The following is a 17,041-nucleotide window of genomic DNA, read 5'->3' as shown; positions in this document are numbered from 1 at the left end:
TTTATTTTTTTGCGTTGATGTAAAGTTTGCCTGATGCTCTTTCGCTCGTTTTGTTGCCATAATCATCTGAAGCGATCACTTCAACAACAGCACCTGGTGCCTTAACATTTGTAGTTGCCGTGTAGTAGCCCTCGTAATGACCTTCAGACGTTTCACGCATCGGAAGCTCTGTAGCATTTGCTAATCCACCAGCATTTGTCAGCGGCATATGGATAACGAATACTGCATCCAATCCTGGCGCACTGTCAAATTCAATCTTCACAGACTCCCCGCTCTTCAGCTCTTTGTCTGTGTCAGGTTTCAAGTTCTCAACCACTGGAGCTTCGAACTTCGCATAAACGGTTACCGTCTTCGAGTGGCGATTTCCAGCTTTATCAAGCGCAACCACTTTGATTACATTTTCTCCTTCATTTAGAAGCATGCGGTGACTGTAGTTGCCATCTTCGTCAACTTGCGCTTTTTGTCCGTTAACTTTAACCCAATCAAGGTTGGTTTCATCAACTGTACCTTTTACGGTTACAGATTCACGGTTTGTCTTCATACCATCAGCCGGTGATGTGATACTCACTTTTGGCTTTGTTTGATCCAGCGTCACAGTTACCGGAGCTGATTCATCTGTTGAACCACTATCTGTTACTGCTTTGGCAGTCAACGTATTAGCGCCCTCTTCTAACATAACTTCAGCAGAGAACGTACCTTCGTCTGTCGTTTCAGCAGTAGCTACTTCTTCTCCGTCTCTGTAGATTTCCACTGTAGTGGTTGGAGCAGCGTTACCTGTTACAGTTACTTTTTCGTCGTTTGTATACGATCCATCGACTGGAGAAGTAATGGATGGTGCCGTTACTTCATAGTTTACAGTCGCTCTGATCATATAGTTACCTTCATCTTCTGGAGATTGAGACCATGCCCCACTCAAGCTTTGGAAGCTTCGTCCTGACCACTCTCCATCTTCATCCGTTGCAAGACCTGGCGTGTTCGGGTTTGCAAAGTTTTGGATGTACACCATATAGAAGTCTCCTTCTACCATGATGCCGTGCTGACTTAAGTCAACATGTGTCCACTCTCCGTTACGTAATGCTGTAGCATCAAATGGTCCAGCGAGCTTTTTACCTGGTGTTCCATCTGGTCCACTTGCATCGTATACAGCTACTTGGAACGCTGTCCCACCTGGTACTGGCCACTCTGTATCCCAGAATCGGAATAGGCCTCCAGTTACAGCCGCTTTTTCATTACCATCTGCTAAAGACATCTTAACTGCCCAAGCGTTTCCTGCTGCATTCCATGCACGTGCATTTTCAGCTGTACCATCGTCATACCCAATCTCACCCGGATAACCGATGAAAGGCTTTAACGCGATGTCTTGATCTGTTGTTTCGCCACCAGAAACGGTAACAGAAACTTCTTCTCCATAATAAGAAGGTGCAAGAACTTTAAGCGTGTATTCGCCTTCATAGGCAGAGATCTCATACGTACCATCTTCATTCGTCTGTACAGGTGCAATCGCAGCATCTTCCATGAGCATCACAGTAGCTCCTGCGATCGGTTCTCCTGTCACCTCATTCGTAACCGTACCTGACACGGTTCCTCTTGGAATTTCTTCAAGTGTAAAGTTCGCACGTGCTGTTCCGTCTGCTTCTAGTGTGATTGATTGTGTTTGCGAACGGAAACCATACGCCTCTGCTTGTACAGTATATGTTCCTGCAGCATGCGTTAAGCTATACGAACCATCTTGAGGATTCGTGTAAACAGAACGTCCTGTTTCAAGAACACTAACTTCTGCACGCATCGGAAGTGCTAGTGGAGCACCCTTACCATCTTTTGAAGGTTCTTTTTCAGAAGAAGGTTTCATCGGCTTGATTTTAGATGGATCCACTTTTGGTTTTGCTTGAGACATAGGCGCTTTTTCAACTGCTGGTGCTCCGCCAAGTTTTGCTTTTTTCGTTGGTGTAATCGGTTGGTCATGCAACTTCACATCATCTAGGTACCAGCCCGCTTTAACGACTGAACCGTCAGAAGTTACATTGAACGCAACGTAAATGCGTTGACCTGCATATTCACTTAAATCTACTTCTCCGTCAATCCAACCACCGGAAGTAGAGTTTACGCGAAGCTTTTGAGTCCAGTTTTCCATATCTGTTGATACAAACACGTGACCGTAATCATAGTTACGCTCTAGATCGTGCCACTGTTTAAATTGAAGGTATGTGTTCCCTTCAGGAAGGTCAACTGGAGGCATAACAAGTGTCATGTTAGCACTGTTCGCATAGTTTCCAGCAAGGCTTGAAGCATATACCTTTTCACCTGAGAATGCTGCACCAGGTCCGCTTGTTGGTACACCATGCTCCCAGCTGTTATTTGCTCCAAAAGATGTCCATCCTGTAGGATTTCCTTCAAAATCCTCACTGTATCCTGAAGAGATTCCAGGTAGCAGTGCAACTGTATAGTTATCAGTTGAAACGGAACTTCCTCCAAAATCGATGGCTGTCCATTTATAGACAATGGAATCACCCGTTAATGCTGATCCTGGAATAGAAGCGCTGTACGTACCTGATTTATAATCTCCACTTGTACGTTCAGCAGCGACATCTGTCCAGCTTCCGTCTTCGTTCTGATAACTTAATGCAACTGAAGTGACACTAATGTTATCTGAAACTTCTGCTTCAAGATTTAACGGCATCTCCTTGTAAGATTCAGTTGGTCCTTCATGTGTAATGGAAGGAGCTTCATTGTCTTCTCCTTCTTTCGTTACAGTTCCCTCAATTCTTCCTAATCCAGTTACTACTGAAGATACGGCTGTAAATGCGTTCACAAGTCCATGTCCATATCCATTGTTCGGAGATTCAGGGAAAGTAGCATCTGTAAGAGGAGTGGCTGAATTCAACAAGATCTCTTCAAGCTCTTCAACAGTCAGACTTGAGTCAGCTTGCTTTAATAAAGCAACCACTGCTGAAACGTGTGGTCCGGCCATTGAAGTACCATTCCAACCACCTTCATATGCACTTCCAGGAACCGCTGACCGGATATTTACTCCCGGTGCTGAGATTTCAGGTTTTGTCTCGTCATATGGAGAAGGTCCTTGAAGTGAGAAACTTGCTAAAGTGTTATTGATGTCCGTTGCACCTGTTGCAAAGGATTCTGGATAATTTGCAGGAGTGGCAACTGATCCTGGACCACCTGGGTTAAAGATCGTCGTGTTTCCTGCAGAGAATTCTGGGAAAATCTCAGCTGAACGCCAAGCTTGTACCATCTCTCTGTACCATTCATCCAGTCCTGACCCGCCACCCCATGAGTTGTTTACAACATCTGGCGCTTTTTCAGGATGAGGGTTACCTTGTGCATCTTTTGGAGCTAAGATCCACTCACCCGCTTCAAGGAGATCAGCATCCGTTCCACCTGAAGCAGAAAAGGCTTTTACAGCGATCCATTTTGCACCTGGCGCAACACCGATCTGATTGCCTCCATTCGGTTCAGCACCTACCATTGTTCCCATCGTATGTGTACCGTGTCCATCATCATCGTATGGTGTAGCTTGGCCACCCACTGGGTCGAACCAGCTAAATTGATGATCTGCTGCATCTGGATTCTGAGGATTGTATCCGCGATACTTTTCTTTTAATGCGGGGTGATTCCATTGAACACCTGTATCGATATTGGCAACCACTGTACCTGCCCCATCAATACCCATTCCCCAAACCTCAGGAGCTCCTACACGTTCGATATTCCATTCAATAGAAGAAGTATCGTTTTTCGGTTGAACCTGTAGTGATGATTTAGGAAGTTGCTTTTCTGGAAGTTTTACAGAACTTACGGGTTGAATAAGCTGTCTTGTTTCGTTTGGAAGTACTTTTTCAACTTCTGGAAAAGCTGCGATCTCTTCCATTACTTCTTTTGTCGCCGTAACGGCCATACCGTTAACAACATAAAAAGATTGGATCTTTTCAGCTTTACCTGCTTTTTCTTGTTTTTCTAGGTATTTTTTTGTGTGCTGTTGAGTTTCAAGCGCGTTTGCGCGAAGGGTAGAAACGATCGTTGAACGCTTCATAAGTTTTGTTTGATTAGAAGAGAGTTTTTGAGATTTAGCATCTTTCATAGCTTTTTTCGCTACGGCAGCCGTATCTACTTGTTCTTTGAACTTAATGAGGAATGTAACTTTATCCTTCTTGCTGAATTGCTCGTTCAGTTTCTTTGCAACCTTATTCGTCTTTCCTTCTAATGCTGCCTCTTTCGCTGAAGTAGAAGCCTTACCTTTAGTAGTTGCAGCATTCGATTGAGATGGGAACATCATTGGAACAATCATTAAAAAAGCTAAAAATACGGAAAGCCAACGTACTTTTCTTCGTTTTTTACTCATGTAACTTTTCCCTCCCTGGTTAATTTGATTTTGGTTGACCTAACCTAGCAAGAATTGTGTCACACCTCCTATAATTTTTATGAAAATATAGTAATTCTTTGTTGTTATATAAAGGTTAACGGAAAGACACTGTAAGATTATGTAATATTTTGTCGTAGAAAGTACTACTAATTGGAAAATAAATCCTTTGTATGACTGATTACCTTTTATTTCGTGACTATTGATTTGTCATTTTTCTCTATTTTCATATTTTTACTAGAATACAAAACTTATGGCACGGTACATATCTACTTATTTTTGTAATATAAAATCATGCAAGAGAAAAATGAGGACACAGTCCCTTTAGCTCTATTAAAATGAAACTAGATTAATTCCAATATTTTCTTTGTTTTTTTGCAAACGTACGGAGTTCAGAAGGTTCACATGTTCATCCATGAGGCGTTTCTCCCTCTACAGATGCAGGTCTTGTGTCGGAAAAAACGGTATATCTTCCTAGTAAGGGGGTTATGAAATACTTGAAGTTCAAAAGTTTGTAACACGATCTGCATTTCGCAATCTGATCCTGTCGTTTTTTGACAGAGTATTTTTTATTTAAAAACTTGAATGCTCAAAAAAACCTCCCTCTTAATGAGGAAGGTAGAATGATTATTATTCTGGTCTTTCTAGCGAAAATGTCTCTCCTAGCTTTACGTAATTCGACCCTGCCAATCTGCCAACTGGCTTTAGCTTTTCAGCATCTATTCTTCCATTCTGATAGAGCTCATCTGAGATATGATAATGAACCACTCTTCCGATTAAGAGGTCAGTAGCTGGCTTTTCAGGTGAACCACCAAGTGGAATGATCTGTTCGACTACACATTCCATTCGAATTTTTGATTCGGCAATGCCAGGCACTCCCACTTTTACTGATTCAGCCTTCGTTAAGTTTGCAAGTTCAACTTCACTTTGATCTGACTCCAAATTCGCAGCGGTTTGATTTACAGCTTCTATATACGTTTCGTCTGGAATGTGAACGACGAACTCACCTAGCTCTTCTGCATTCCGCGATGTATCCTTTTGTATACCATCTTTCCTCCCAATGGAGATAGCGATGAGAGGAGGATTGGAAGTTAGCGCATTAAAATAGCTGAACGGTGCAGCGTTGAGCACGCCTTCTGATGAAAGTGTTGTAACGAATGCAATCGGTCTGGGAATAATGCTACCAGTAAGAAACTTATAGTTTTCTTTTACAGATAAATCTTGAGGATCGATAGACTTCATGAATCTTCACCCGCTTTTCTCTTTTTATTTATACGCTGTGCATGAACATATCGAATTCCATATATTTTTTAAATGTCACAATTGTAACAATTAGCACTTTTCATCATCTAATCGACTGATGTTTTGACATTCTTTTAACAAAATTGTCTTATAGCAAGTTTTTGTTAAACCACTCGGCTGCTTCTTCTACTTCAGCTCTTGATAACTGATGCCCCATGTTATCCCATTTCAGGTGCACGTTTGCCCCAGCATTGTTCAAAAGTTGTTCTAATTCTTCCGTTTCTTGAGGCGGGCAGATCGGATCATTATTTCCTGCACCGATAAATACAGGAAGCCCATCTAGCTTTGGAAGCTCAATTCCGCGTCTAGGTACCATCGGATGATGAAGGATGGCACCTTTTAATGCTTTTTCATAGTGAAAGATTAAACTACCTGCAATGTTAGCACCGTTCGAATATCCGACAGCTACTACTTGGTCGCGATTAAACGAATATTTATTTGCTGCTTCATCAATAAACTCATGAAGCTCTTTTGTACGGTAGATTAAATCTTCTTCGTCAAATACACCTTCAGCTAAACGACGGAAAAATCTCGGCATACCGTTTTCAGAAACGTTTCCTCTGACACTCAATACGGATGATTCTGGTGAGATCATTTCGGCTAGTGAAAGTAAGTCTTTCTCATTTCCTCCTGTACCATGTAATAACAAAAGTACCGGCTTGTTTAAGTCTGTTCCTTCTTTAAATAGATGAATCATTGGATATCCTCCTTTAAAATTCTTGCTTCAGCAGGTTGTAGATGACTCTCAATTTGTTCTCGATGAGCCTCTAGCCACGGTGGAAGCAATAATTTCTTTCCTAGCTCGTCTTCTGGCTCATCCCGAGTGAATCCTGGTGGGTCTGTTGCAATTTCAAAGAGTATGCCGCCTGCTTCACGGAAATATATTGCGTTAAAATATTGTCGGTCAATGATTTCTGTTACTTGAAACTTCTTTTGTTTTACATGTTGCTGCCATTGTTCATGTTCTTCATAGGAAGAAGCTCGCCAAGCAATGTGGTGAACGGTTCCTACTCCGCTTACTCCCCTTGCTTCTGGAGATAATTTGATATCAATTACGTTACCAATGTCACTTTTAGCGTGAAACCGGATGTAATCTCCTTCTTGCCCCACTTTTTCTAAACCCATCACTTCTGTAAGAACTCGTTCAGTCTCATGTGGAGCAGCAGAAAGGAGTATGGCTCCACCAAACCCTTTAATGGCGTGTTGTGCAGTTACATCGCCAAATGACCATTCACTGTTCTTCCCTCTTTGTCTTGCAACAATTTCTAGTCGCAATCCATGAGGATCGAGAAATTCTAAATATTCTTCTTGAAAACGAACCGTCTTTTTATACTCTACAGAGAATTTTACAAGCCTGTCTTCCCAAAATGGTAAGGAACCTTCCGGGACTACAAAAGATGTAGTTCCAACTTGGCCAGAACCTACTCTTCCTCTATAAGCATCCGGCCAAGGGAAAAACGTCATGATCGTTCCGGGACTTCCTCCCTCATCTCCAAAATAAATGTGGTACGTTCCTGGGTCATCAAAGTTAACCGTTTTCTTAACAAGTCTTAGGCCGAGAACACCAGCATAAAAATCTACATTCTCTTGGGGATTACCAACAATCGCCGTGATATGGTGAATCCCATCTGTATGCATCGTCATATCCAAAACATCCTTTCAATATCATGTAACTTATTTTTTGTAAGTTAAGTATATGATTTATCACTTACTTTTGTCAAGTAACTATATTGAATTGTTTTAAAAGACTCAAAATTTATTAATACTTCTAACCCATACTCATTATGTACGTACTTTAGTTTACTTAAGCTTATACCCTTTATACGTAAGGAAAACAACATTTAAGTGAGGTCATTTCGACTATCGATGTAATAAAAAAATCCACTTGGAATCTGTAGATTCCAAGTGGACAAATTTGAATTGTTGTATTTGTTTGGGGTCAGACCCCTTTTTAAAAGTCGAAGTTGTCTGGATCTGGACCGATGCGACGATCTTCATTTAACGCATCAATCTTCGCCATATCTTCTAAAGATAGTTCAAAATCAAAGATATCTGCATTCTCTACGATGCGGTGTTGTTTAATGGATTTCGGAATCGTTACAACGCCATTTTGAACATCCCAACGAAGGATGATCTGAGCTACAGATTTTCCGTACTTCTCTGCTAGTTCTACCAATGAAGGTTCTTCTAGCAACTCACCTTGCATCAGCGGGCTCCATGCTTCTAATTGGATGTTGTTATCCTTACAGAATAAAAGAAGTTCTTTTTGTGCCAATCGGGGATGGTATTCTACCTGATTCACCATCGGTTTGATCTCACAATCTGCCAAGATATCTTCTAGATGATGAACTTGGAAGTTTGATACACCAATCGCTTTTACTTTTCCGTCTTTGTATAGTTTTTCTAGTGCTCGCCACGTTTCTTTATACTTGTCTTTTACAGGCCAGTGAACAAGATACAAGTCGAAATACTCTAGTCCGAGTTTGTTCATGCTCTCTTCAAACGCTGCAAGCGTTGATTCATAACCTTGATCTTTATTCCATACTTTCGTTGTGATGAACAATTCTTCGCGAGGAACACCCGCTTCTTTTATCGCTTGTCCAACACCTTCTTCATTTTTGTAGATCGCTGCTGTATCAATACTCTTATATCCCGCTTCAATTGCCCATTTAACAGAATCAATTACTTCTTGTCCTTCTTCAACTTTAAATACACCAAGTCCAAACCATGGCATCTTAACTCCATTGTGTAAGACAGTCGTATCCTGCAATGATTTAATCGTTGTCATCTGTTTAATAGCCTCCCATTTAAAAGCCAAATTTTGTTCCCTAAACAGATATTGTCACATTCTGCTGTAGAAAGGAAACATTTCGACTTTCAGAAGGTATTTAAAACCTTCTATGGAAGTAGTATCCAACACAATATGAAAATGGGGTGTTGGTGTGAAGGACAATCTGATTCAATTTAAGACTAAAAGTGAATCATCTAAATCTATGCCTGAACAAGAAATTACCCTGATTCAGGAGATACGTGAACTTTTATCAGAATTTCACTGTAACTATCCTTTAGTAACAAAAAAAGCGATTCTACTTCGTATCGATCAACTAACAGATGAACTCATCTTCAATAAAAGATAATTAAAAAGAAAATTGTCTTTGATACACATTCAGCAATACATCTAATTCTTGACTGCATTTAACCGTTTCATTGCTGGTTAAACCATTGCGATCTGCAACTTCAACCAGCTTCTCTTTTTTTTCTTTTATACATTCCATGAGAAGAGAGTTATTCCATTCTTTTTTCTCCACGAAAATCCGCTCCTCTTGTGTCGTTTTTATATACCTCTTGCTCATTATGAACGCTTTTTTTATCCTTGAAAATAGATTCTGCAAAAGAAGAAGTAATCTTACAAAAGCGGACAATTTTTTACATGACTTATCGTCACAAATACCCAATATTTCCTTCAATATGATTCATGTTTCAGCCGCATTCGCCTACTTTCTCAAACATGAAACTAGCATTTTAAAACGGAATTGAAGGTAAAACATATGTTTTTTATATAAAAGAAAAAAGGATGGGCGACTCCCCATCCTTTTAACCTTTTCTGTCATTATAATAGTTTACAGAGTACATTGCTCCTTCTTCTACCATCTTGTTATCATCAACATCCATCGGATCAGGATGACCTGCTTTATTGATCGGCAGTTGCGTACGATCGATGTGATCAGGTCGAACTCTGCGTTTCATATCTTTAAACTTCATTTTTGTTTTAATTCGATTTGGTTTGAAAGAGAGCCATACTAACGCTCCTGTACCAAGACCAATCAAGGCCCAAGATTGTGTTTTCAATAACTTACTCGTTGTTTTCATTTGAGTTTGAGTTGTAGTTTGCATGTATAACGCCTCCTTGCTTACATTTACCCCATTTATATACAATCGTAACATCACATTTTCTTTTCAAATATTACATCTGCCTATTTCCTCTATAACTAAACTTTTGTCCATACACGCTTTCTGAAGTTTACATATACTGTATCGAAGTCGAAAGTACACTTTTAAGGAGGAGTTTTTAGAATGTATGCAAATTCACCGGTAAATGCTTCACTTGCAAACGCACCAGTATATGGTGGCGGATATGGTTATTGTGGTGGCGGAGGTTATGGCAAGAGTTTTGCGATCATAGTAGTTCTATTTGTCCTTCTGATTATTGTTGGCTGTTCGTGGGCATATAAAGGCAAAGATTGCTAATTTTATGTGCAGCAAAAAGAGGTGCGGGTCTTGTATCCGCACCTCTTTTTATTACATAAACGGTTTTGCTGTTTTCTTTAGTGATACCGTCCTAACAAAATCAATGAGTCTTGTGCTAATCCATTGGCAAATGAATGCGAATATAATAATTTCAAGACCCAGAGTTAACGATGTACCTAATAATATAAAGCTGTTGATCAAAAAGAGTATGCTACCTGGCTTTTTACCTGTCCAGTTAGCAAGAATAAGGGCAACGATATCCATCCCCCCTGAAGAAGCACCGAATCGAAAGAGAATACCCACTCCTGTTCCGAAAATAATCGCTCCGTATATTACATCAATAAGTGTACCATTTAAGGGGCTTGTAACATGAGAAGACATCCAACCTACCACGATGGAAGTAACAGCCACACAATAGATGGTCCACAATGCGGTTTGTTTTCCAAGCTTGTTTATCGCCAACAATAATAATCCAAAGTTCATCGTCCATAACGTTAAACCTAGTGATACATCGAAAAAATAGTCATTTAGTATAGCTATACCCGCCACACCACCAGAAGGGATATGGTGAGGAAAAAGAAATACTGCCATAGCGAGTCCTTGCAGTAAAGCACCAAACGTTAACCACATCATTCGTTGCAAAATAAAAATCCTTTCTCATTCCGAGTTATTCCTACTCTCATATTAGACCGTTTAACTTGAAATACAAGATGTTTCAGAAAAATAGAACACATATAAACAGATGTCACGGCATATCTTTTTAATGATTACTCCTTTTTAGAGGAATAGGGCCCTGTTCATCTCTTTTGCGGGAATAACACGATATGTGGGAGCAGCAGAAAGGTGGACAAGAAAATTGACACAGCATAATAAAAGAGAAATTAAGATGCTTGAACAAAAAGCACGTGAAGAACATAAAGAAGCTGAACAGGCACGCTCAGTAGTTGGAGATGTCTTTATTCAGAAGAAGTTCCATGAAAACCGATCAGTGATTCAGCCTAAAAAATGCAAATAAAAAAAGCAGTCATATGACTGCTTTTTTTATTTGCATTTATATTTTTATGCTAATGAACCTGTTCCTAAACTGCGTAATGCATCTACTGCACCTCTGCTATCTTCTCCAGTTGCAGAAACACAACAGACCCCTTGCATGCCATTTAAAAGACTCATACTGAGGTGACTTTTAGCATTGATTCTTAACTTATTGCATTCAAAAAAGATCTGGCATTGTTCAAACTCATTCGCTTTGACTACCATTTCATGAATCCAAGTTGGTCTGATTTTTTTTTGTACCATAAAATAAGTTTTCATTGTATGACCCTCTTTCAGTCCTCTTCATTTTTATTTTACTAACGAATTGTAAAGAGCGTTTTAACTCCATGTTAGAGTTTTATGGCTTATGCATTCAATTTATGTAGAAACTGAAATATAATGGTATGAAAAAAGAACTAATTTGCAACATTATGAGTATGACTGAAAAAGGAGTAAATAAATGGCCTATTACATAGCATGCGATTATGATGAACCTGATCGCCAAAGTTATAGAGGTATCGTGATCATTGATACATTAACAAACGAAGTAGCACACCGTTTCTTTTCAGGAGATTTTAATCAAGATTTCCAAGAGTATAGAAGTTGGTTAGAGGATACAGAACCTTTTTACTTTGAAGGGGATAGCTTATTAAATTTTGTTGGTGACCTACATGATCCAGCAATAAACGAAAATGATGATTTTTATCATTAGAGATTTCCGCTCTATATAAATAGTCCCAATCCAGGTTGTTCACTTTTTGCAGGAAAAGGTAACTCTAAAAATCAGAAGCTTTATAAACAGCAAATCAAAAACACCATTCGAAGCTGAATGGTGTTTTTCTAATATCTAATCTTTATTCGTTGAATCAATAATTCGGATAGGATTTCCTGTCGCGTCTAGGTAGATGGCATACCTTCCCGGAGGTATCGTACAAGGTATTTTAACAAAGTTCAACTTAGCCTCATGTTCATGATAAAAGTCATCTACACTATCTACCAAAAACACGCCTCCAGGACCAAGATCATGCTCATCTTCTTCAATCATCAGCTGCACTTCGCAATCCTTCATCGACATCCCTAGTACTTGATTACCTTCACGCCATGCTTCTGTCATGCCGAGCCCTTCATAATATTGCTGTGACTCTTGTAAATCTTTTACTGGGTGAAACAAGAACGCGAGCTTCATATCAAAAACCCCCTCGTAAAAAATTCGTGATCATGTGCTAGATTTATATTCATGATTCATTTTATGTATTCGTTAAATTCCCTCTCTTCTTCCTCATTTCCTGCTCTATTTTATAAAAAGCCTTATTTTAAAAGACTGTTTTTGTATGCATGCTCTCTCTCAAAAATGATAGATGTTCGCTCACACTCGGAGTTATCTAAAAACTTTTTAAGAGGGATAATAAAAGACTGATTTCTCTACACGTTGTGTGTAGTATGAAATCAGTCTTGTCGATCTTAATACGGATAAGGTGGATATGGATATGGTGGATAAACAGGATAGATCGGGTACGGTCGTGGTGCTAACGCAAGACCTGCGATGGTTCCAAGTGTTAGTCCTACTAGTGCAGGAGCAAAAAAGAAGCGGTCGCTGCTCTCGTCCTGACTCTCTGAACTATACGGTAGAATATACGCTTTACTCTCATCTACGTGCTTTAGAACACCATGATATCTTGTGCCACAATGACAATCAATAAAGACTGATCTGCCTAAATAACTACGGCACAGTTGATACGTTTGGTATGACAAAGGGTAAACCTCCCAGCTTGTTTTTGCCTTCTCTACACCATATGTCCAACCTGTTATTTTGACAGAGACAAGAGTCTAACTGATTTTATTTTTCTACTCTGGCTTCAAAACGAGATGCTGATCCTTTGGCCTTTTTTTCTGATCTAGATCCGTTTCGTGATACTTTCCTGTTGCCCAATCTTCAACCTGATCTTTATACCACGGGCTAAGTACATGGCCGGATTGACCTGGCCCAACTACATGATATGATCTGGATGTATCAGACATATCGATGACCATGCGCCAAGCTCCACCGTGTGTAATGTTGCCCGTCTCACGGTCCCATCCAGCTACACCAACTGTCACTCTACTTCCTCCCATACTTTGTGTAGGAGGATTAAATAAAAGATGTAAAGGTTTGATCGCAGCAAGAGGATGTTCAAAGGTTAACCTATGAAAGTCTCCCCATTCCCACTTCGATGGATCTTCCCCAAATTCTTCTGATAGAAAGGTAATCATCGATTCAAAAGAGAGTTGGGTTACTTTTTCTAACCCACCATTCTCTCTAATCCATGGACCGGCATCCCCAGCGTTCGCCTTTCTGATCAGTTCGTCCACCACTTGTTCTCTACCATCAAACATCTTCAGCATCTCTTCACTAATTTCTTCCTTAAACAACTCATCACTAAATTTACTCATCCAGATATGAAAGATTAATGGAGCAGCACTGTCTTTGCTATCGGTATGGTCCCATCTTTGTAGAAGGGAGATCACTTTCTTTTCTTTATCGTCCAATGGTTTTTTCATTACTTGCTGAATAAAAATAGGCAGCATCTCTTCTGCTTGCTTGTTTTTTTGATCAAATTGCAAAGATTTCATGTCTTTTGCCGTAAGCTTTTCTTTCCCTTCAAGAACTTCTACGATTCGTTGTTGCCGATAAGGTTGAGCAAATGTATCTGAAATATGATAAGGATATGAATCAGCAGTAACTTTATTGTTCGCAGTCGCAATATATCCCTTTTCTGGGTTAACACTTGTTGGCAGTTCATCCCACGGGATATATCCTTCCCACTCATATTGATCTGTCCATCCCGGAACAGGAAGTGACGTATACTCTTGTTTCCGAATAGGGATCAACCCGTTTGCTTTGTATGCAATCGTTCCGTCTGTACTCGCAAAAACAAAATTTTGTGCAGGTGTATGAAACGATTCCAGCGCTTTTTCAAACTGAGTCCAGTTTTTTGAGCGGTTCATCATAATGACAGCTTCGAGCTCTTTTGACGGTTGAAGAGCTGTCCATTTTAACGAGAGAGCTGTACCTGGTTTATCATGATGTGCAAATTCAGAGATAATGGGTCCATGCCTTGTGATCACTACTTCGTAATCGATATCCACTTTGTCCTTTACTTTAATTTTCTCTTTTACCACCTCAGCTTCTTCCCAATTTGCTAAGTACTGAAATTCATAAGGGTTCTTTGAGTTTCTTTTTTCTACGTATAGTTCCTGAACATCCGGCCCTACGTTCGTAACCCCCCACGCGATCGTCTTGTTATGACCCACAATGATGCCTGGTATTCCTGCAAATATAACACCAGAAACCTCATAATCAGGAGCTTTTAGATGCGCCTGATACCAGATAGACGGTGTTCCTAATGAGAGGTGAGGATCGTTGGCAAGGAGAGGTTTACCCGATTTCGTCTTTTTGCCCGAAACTACCCAATTGTTACTGCCATTATGATAGTTTGGAATGACCGATCCTGCGAAACTTTTTTCAAAATCAATGACTTCTGTTTGCAGATTGTCTAAAATGGTTGGCGCGTCCTTCGGATATCCTGGAAATAAGTCTAGAGCTTTTTCCTTAGAAAACGTTTCTGTTAAGTAATAACGAAACGCTTGTCCTTCCCAATGTCCACCAAGATCGAAAGCCATATATTTTCCAATTACGAGCGAATCAACTGGCGTCCATTTCTTTGGCTCATACCCAACAAGCAAGAATTCTACAGGTAGCGTGTTATTCTTCTTCGCTTGGTTCATATAAGCGTTCACACCATCTGCGTACCATGACAAATATTGTTTCATTTCTGAAGAATACTCATCATAAGAAGCTTCTGCCGCTCTCCTTAAACCTAGTGTCCTAAAAAACTTATCACGAGTGAGTGTTTTTTCCCCAATAACTTCACTGAGCATTCCTGAGGCTTGCCTTCTGCTCAAATCCATTTGAAACAGCCTGTCTTGAGCGGTTACAAAACCTTGAGCCATGAATAAATCTTTCATTGATTTCGCTTCAATATGAGGAACCCCGTCTTTATCTCTATAAACATCTACATTTGCTTGAAGTCCGGTTAGAGGAATAGCCCCACTGATTACAGGCTTGCTTTTTTGCAGCAAAAAATAAGCTGTACCCGCTGCAACCGCTAGGATGACAACGATAGCCATTCCGATGATCACTAAACTTTTTTTCCAAGATAACCGTTTAACAGACTTTTTTTTCTGAAGCGTACTCTCCACCTATAGACCCCCTGCCACTACAATCTTCCTAATTACATTCTATAATGTGACGGATTTCCCCTGTAAAAAATTGAGAAAAGTAAATGTGTTGAAATCCCTCCATACTTTTCGCCTAATTTCACTAAATAAAGACAGGATTTTCACGATTATGTCGAATATCTCAACAAACAGTTTTATGACAGAAATAATAAGGAGAATTAAGATGGCTAAAATTGTAGTAGATTTCGAAATTAGTCATGGTGAGGAAAAAAGGACAGAAGGAAACATCGTGATTGTAAACATCTATCCGAGCAAAGCCAATCTCCACGAGCAAGTAAAAAAGCTGATCGCAGGTCAATTCAATTGCTCTGATGAAATCATCTCTATAAAACAAATAACAATGAATGCATAAAGAACACATAGTTATTCCTATATTTTAAGAATAACTATACCTAGCCAGATGAGAGTGACTCACCTTTTGCTCTGTCCTAAGGAAAGTAAATTTTTAATAAACATCGTTTAAGATAAGAGCTTCTGAGAGAAAAACAACAAAAAAAGAGGTGCTTCTCTATAGGAAGCACCTCTATATGTATAGGGGACTTTATTATCTCATCGATTTTTAAAAACCGTAAGTTCCATTAGACGTACACCGCTAGGCCTATGTTCAACCCTTTAATCGGTAAATTAGCCGGTGGTTGGACAAGTTATCTAGCTTTTGTCATGCTAAAAATAAGTTTTAATCACCTGTTCAATCTCATCATCCTTCATTCGACCTGCAATTCCAGGAGTTTGAGCAAAATATTTTACCGCTTCACCGCAAGATAGACCTATCTGACTAAGTCCTTTTGCGATTGTAATGAGATAAGTTGCTGGTGGTGGATTCAAATCCTGTTCATGCATATCAAGGTTGCAAGTGAATGTTACCATCGGATACCCTTGATCCTCTCCAAGATAGACCATTCGACTATACCATCCTTGGCCAAAGTGGATATATCCTTTTTCAATCACTTCCTCCAGATCAGCCTCTATTTCATCACAGCTGTTTTCTTGAGCCGTTACATCTAAAAATTGCTCAACAGTAACCAAGTATTTTCTTCCATACGTCTTGTATGCTTCATTTCTTTCGTGTCCGATAAAAGCCACTCCACCTTCTCCCCATTTCGTTCGCTCTCTTGCAAAATAAAGGGGATACGGCAGAACAGCTTTACCATTCTTCAGGGGCATGGCTGGATTTCTACAGCCTCTTTCCCGTTGAGAAGAACCTTCTGGCTGATCACCCAGAATATAACATAAAAAACGGTGCTCCATTAAATTCGATCCATAACTTACATACCAAACATAAGATGTGTCCAACGATTAATCCTCCTTAAAATTTTCCTTGAATAATAGTCATGAAGTTTGTCATTTTTTTATACATTGATATACACAAGGGGGATGAAAAGAATGAAAAGAAAATGCTTACTCTACGTATTTTGCTTATTTATATTTCTTTTCGCGATGTTCCTAGCTACACCTGTTATCTAGATGGGTTTAAAATTGATCTTTTTATAGGTCTTTTGGTCCAACCCCACAAAAATGAAAAATAAATTCACTTTATGCTCCAAAATAATTTTGGTAAAATAATCCTATTGACCTAAATGACGTTATTAGAAATAGTCTTTCCGATTCTTGTTTCATTTAAAGAATCGGGATAAAATGGTAATCATACAATACTTTTTCTTCTCTAGTTCTGTACGAGTCTTACTCCTAATTTGTAAGGGGGGATGGGGATGACAGTATTTGAAGCGATGTCACTCATGATTGGTTTTTCAATGCTTGTTCTTACCATAATCCGCTCCAAAGATGATTCATAAAGACAGAGAATCTTGTTTC

General features: G+C 39.6%; 19 protein-coding genes. 6 read left to right on the top strand and 13 right to left on the bottom strand.

The genetic code is table 11. The features are described 5' to 3' along the window. Nucleotide 1 precedes the first annotated feature (1 nt). The 5 genes from ABE65_RS04380 to ABE65_RS04360 all read right to left on the bottom strand — a co-directional run bounded on the left by ABE65_RS04380 (nucleotide 2) and on the right by ABE65_RS04360 (nucleotide 8,459). Nucleotides 2-4,351: a S8 family peptidase gene (locus tag ABE65_RS04380; protein ID WP_066391711.1), complete on the bottom strand. Its 4,350-nt coding sequence runs from the start codon at nucleotides 4,349-4,351 to the stop codon at nucleotides 2-4. Between the two features lie 648 nt (nucleotides 4,352-4,999). Further along, nucleotides 5,000-5,611 (bottom strand): flavin reductase family protein, encoded by a 612-nt coding sequence (locus ABE65_RS04375; protein WP_066391701.1) that lies wholly within the window; start codon nucleotides 5,609-5,611, stop codon nucleotides 5,000-5,002. Nucleotides 5,612-5,759: 148 nt separating this feature from the next. Further along, on the bottom strand, nucleotides 5,760-6,368 hold the full coding sequence (locus tag ABE65_RS04370) for an alpha/beta hydrolase (protein ID WP_066391698.1): 609 nt from the start codon (nucleotides 6,366-6,368) through the stop codon (nucleotides 5,760-5,762). Next, complete coding sequence (locus ABE65_RS04365; RefSeq protein ID WP_066391696.1) at nucleotides 6,365-7,315, bottom strand: ring-cleaving dioxygenase; 951 nt, start codon at nucleotides 7,313-7,315, stop codon at nucleotides 6,365-6,367. The genes ABE65_RS04370 and ABE65_RS04365 overlap by 4 nt, the downstream gene beginning before the upstream one ends. Nucleotides 7,316-7,622: 307 nt before the next feature. Continuing rightward, nucleotides 7,623-8,459, bottom strand: coding sequence for an aldo/keto reductase (locus ABE65_RS04360; RefSeq protein WP_066391694.1), 837 nt, complete (start codon nucleotides 8,457-8,459; stop codon nucleotides 7,623-7,625). A gap of 154 nt (nucleotides 8,460-8,613) precedes the next feature. Here ABE65_RS04360 and ABE65_RS04355 point away from each other — a divergent pair, with 154 nt between their 5' ends. Next, nucleotides 8,614-8,808: a hypothetical protein gene (locus ABE65_RS04355; protein ID WP_066391687.1), complete on the top strand. Its 195-nt coding sequence runs from the start codon at nucleotides 8,614-8,616 to the stop codon at nucleotides 8,806-8,808. Here the strand turns inward: ABE65_RS04355 and ABE65_RS22165 are convergent, their stop codons facing one another. Both ABE65_RS22165 and ABE65_RS04345 read right to left on the bottom strand, forming a co-directional pair. Beyond that, a complete protein-coding gene (locus ABE65_RS22165) occupies nucleotides 8,809-8,979 on the bottom strand; it encodes an aspartyl-phosphate phosphatase Spo0E family protein (RefSeq protein ID WP_370568694.1) in 171 nt (56 codons plus the stop codon). A 286-nt stretch (nucleotides 8,980-9,265) separates the two neighbouring features. Beyond that, nucleotides 9,266-9,565 carry a hypothetical protein gene (locus ABE65_RS04345; protein ID WP_228116273.1) on the bottom strand — a complete coding sequence of 100 codons (300 nt, stop codon included), beginning with the start codon at nucleotides 9,563-9,565 and terminating at the stop codon, nucleotides 9,266-9,268. A 180-nt stretch (nucleotides 9,566-9,745) separates the two neighbouring features. Between ABE65_RS04345 and ABE65_RS21425 the strand changes: the two genes are divergently transcribed. Then, the gene (locus ABE65_RS21425) at nucleotides 9,746-9,919 is read left to right on the top strand and encodes a YjcZ family sporulation protein (protein WP_082861284.1); all 174 of its coding nucleotides are present in this window, start codon (nucleotides 9,746-9,748) and stop codon (nucleotides 9,917-9,919) included. A gap of 51 nt (nucleotides 9,920-9,970) precedes the next feature. Here the strand turns inward: ABE65_RS21425 and ABE65_RS04340 are convergent, their stop codons facing one another. Further along, on the bottom strand, nucleotides 9,971-10,552 hold the full coding sequence (locus ABE65_RS04340) for a YitT family protein (protein WP_156499237.1): 582 nt from the start codon (nucleotides 10,550-10,552) through the stop codon (nucleotides 9,971-9,973). Between the two features lie 223 nt (nucleotides 10,553-10,775). On the opposite strand from ABE65_RS04340, the gene ABE65_RS21745 reads away from it, so the two are divergent. Beyond that, on the top strand, nucleotides 10,776-10,934 hold the full coding sequence (locus tag ABE65_RS21745) for a hypothetical protein (protein ID WP_156499112.1): 159 nt from the start codon (nucleotides 10,776-10,778) through the stop codon (nucleotides 10,932-10,934). A gap of 44 nt (nucleotides 10,935-10,978) precedes the next feature. Here ABE65_RS21745 and ABE65_RS04335 read toward each other — a convergent pair whose 3' ends face one another. Beyond that, on the bottom strand, nucleotides 10,979-11,230 hold the full coding sequence (locus ABE65_RS04335) for an HPr family phosphocarrier protein (protein ID WP_066391682.1): 252 nt from the start codon (nucleotides 11,228-11,230) through the stop codon (nucleotides 10,979-10,981). A 181-nt stretch (nucleotides 11,231-11,411) separates the two neighbouring features. On the opposite strand from ABE65_RS04335, the gene ABE65_RS04330 reads away from it, so the two are divergent. Further along, complete coding sequence (locus ABE65_RS04330; protein ID WP_066391681.1) at nucleotides 11,412-11,663, top strand: hypothetical protein; 252 nt, start codon at nucleotides 11,412-11,414, stop codon at nucleotides 11,661-11,663. A gap of 135 nt (nucleotides 11,664-11,798) precedes the next feature. Here ABE65_RS04330 and ABE65_RS04325 read toward each other — a convergent pair whose 3' ends face one another. The 3 genes from ABE65_RS04325 to ABE65_RS04315 form a co-directional block, all read right to left on the bottom strand. Continuing rightward, nucleotides 11,799-12,137 carry a VOC family protein gene (locus ABE65_RS04325; RefSeq protein WP_066391679.1) on the bottom strand — a complete coding sequence of 113 codons (339 nt, stop codon included), beginning with the start codon at nucleotides 12,135-12,137 and terminating at the stop codon, nucleotides 11,799-11,801. Between the two features lie 275 nt (nucleotides 12,138-12,412). After that, nucleotides 12,413-12,703, bottom strand: a complete 291-nt coding sequence (locus ABE65_RS04320; RefSeq protein WP_066391673.1) for a hypothetical protein — start codon at nucleotides 12,701-12,703, stop codon at nucleotides 12,413-12,415. A 93-nt stretch (nucleotides 12,704-12,796) separates the two neighbouring features. After that, nucleotides 12,797-15,190, bottom strand: coding sequence for a penicillin acylase family protein (locus ABE65_RS04315; protein WP_066391671.1), 2,394 nt, complete (start codon nucleotides 15,188-15,190; stop codon nucleotides 12,797-12,799). 202 nt (nucleotides 15,191-15,392) lie between these two features. Here ABE65_RS04315 and ABE65_RS04310 point away from each other — a divergent pair, with 202 nt between their 5' ends. Continuing rightward, the gene (locus ABE65_RS04310) at nucleotides 15,393-15,581 is read left to right on the top strand and encodes a hypothetical protein (RefSeq protein WP_066391666.1); all 189 of its coding nucleotides are present in this window, start codon (nucleotides 15,393-15,395) and stop codon (nucleotides 15,579-15,581) included. A 311-nt stretch (nucleotides 15,582-15,892) separates the two neighbouring features. Here the strand turns inward: ABE65_RS04310 and ABE65_RS04305 are convergent, their stop codons facing one another. After that, nucleotides 15,893-16,522 carry a hypothetical protein gene (locus ABE65_RS04305; RefSeq protein WP_231887850.1) on the bottom strand — a complete coding sequence of 210 codons (630 nt, stop codon included), beginning with the start codon at nucleotides 16,520-16,522 and terminating at the stop codon, nucleotides 15,893-15,895. 410 nt (nucleotides 16,523-16,932) lie between these two features. Here ABE65_RS04305 and ABE65_RS22160 point away from each other — a divergent pair, with 410 nt between their 5' ends. Then, nucleotides 16,933-17,022 (top strand): putative holin-like toxin, encoded by a 90-nt coding sequence (locus ABE65_RS22160; RefSeq protein WP_222122228.1) that lies wholly within the window; start codon nucleotides 16,933-16,935, stop codon nucleotides 17,020-17,022. The last annotated feature ends 19 nt before the right edge of the window (nucleotides 17,023-17,041 follow it).

The organism is Fictibacillus phosphorivorans (genome assembly GCF_001629705.1).
Classification (GTDB): Bacteria; Bacillota; Bacilli; order Bacillales; family Fictibacillaceae; genus Fictibacillus; species Fictibacillus phosphorivorans_A.
Note: the sequence above shows the minus strand (reverse complement) of the source record. Positions and strands in the feature narration are given on the sequence as shown.

Excerpts from the sequence above, each read along its gene's own strand:
- ABE65_RS04375 (WP_066391701.1), bottom strand. The coding sequence starts at position 5,611 with ATGAAGTCTATCGATCCTCAAGATTTATCTGTAAAAGAAAACTATAAG.
- ABE65_RS04340 (WP_156499237.1), bottom strand. The coding sequence starts at position 10,552 with ATGATGTGGTTAACGTTTGGTGCTTTACTGCAAGGACTCGCTATGGCA.
- ABE65_RS04370 (WP_066391698.1), bottom strand. The coding sequence starts at position 6,368 with ATGATTCATCTATTTAAAGAAGGAACAGACTTAAACAAGCCGGTACTT.
- ABE65_RS21425 (WP_082861284.1), top strand. The coding sequence starts at position 9,746 with ATGTATGCAAATTCACCGGTAAATGCTTCACTTGCAAACGCACCAGTA.
- ABE65_RS04335 (WP_066391682.1), bottom strand. The coding sequence starts at position 11,230 with ATGAAAACTTATTTTATGGTACAAAAAAAAATCAGACCAACTTGGATT.
- ABE65_RS04380 (WP_066391711.1), bottom strand. The coding sequence starts at position 4,351 with ATGAGTAAAAAACGAAGAAAAGTACGTTGGCTTTCCGTATTTTTAGCT.
- ABE65_RS04345 (WP_228116273.1), bottom strand. The coding sequence starts at position 9,565 with ATGCAAACTACAACTCAAACTCAAATGAAAACAACGAGTAAGTTATTG.
- ABE65_RS04310 (WP_066391666.1), top strand. The coding sequence starts at position 15,393 with ATGGCTAAAATTGTAGTAGATTTCGAAATTAGTCATGGTGAGGAAAAA.
- ABE65_RS04325 (WP_066391679.1), bottom strand. The coding sequence starts at position 12,137 with ATGAAGCTCGCGTTCTTGTTTCACCCAGTAAAAGATTTACAAGAGTCA.
- ABE65_RS22160 (WP_222122228.1), top strand. The coding sequence starts at position 16,933 with ATGGGGATGACAGTATTTGAAGCGATGTCACTCATGATTGGTTTTTCA.
- ABE65_RS04360 (WP_066391694.1), bottom strand. The coding sequence starts at position 8,459 with ATGACAACGATTAAATCATTGCAGGATACGACTGTCTTACACAATGGA.
- ABE65_RS04365 (WP_066391696.1), bottom strand. The coding sequence starts at position 7,315 with ATGACGATGCATACAGATGGGATTCACCATATCACGGCGATTGTTGGT.
- ABE65_RS04330 (WP_066391681.1), top strand. The coding sequence starts at position 11,412 with ATGGCCTATTACATAGCATGCGATTATGATGAACCTGATCGCCAAAGT.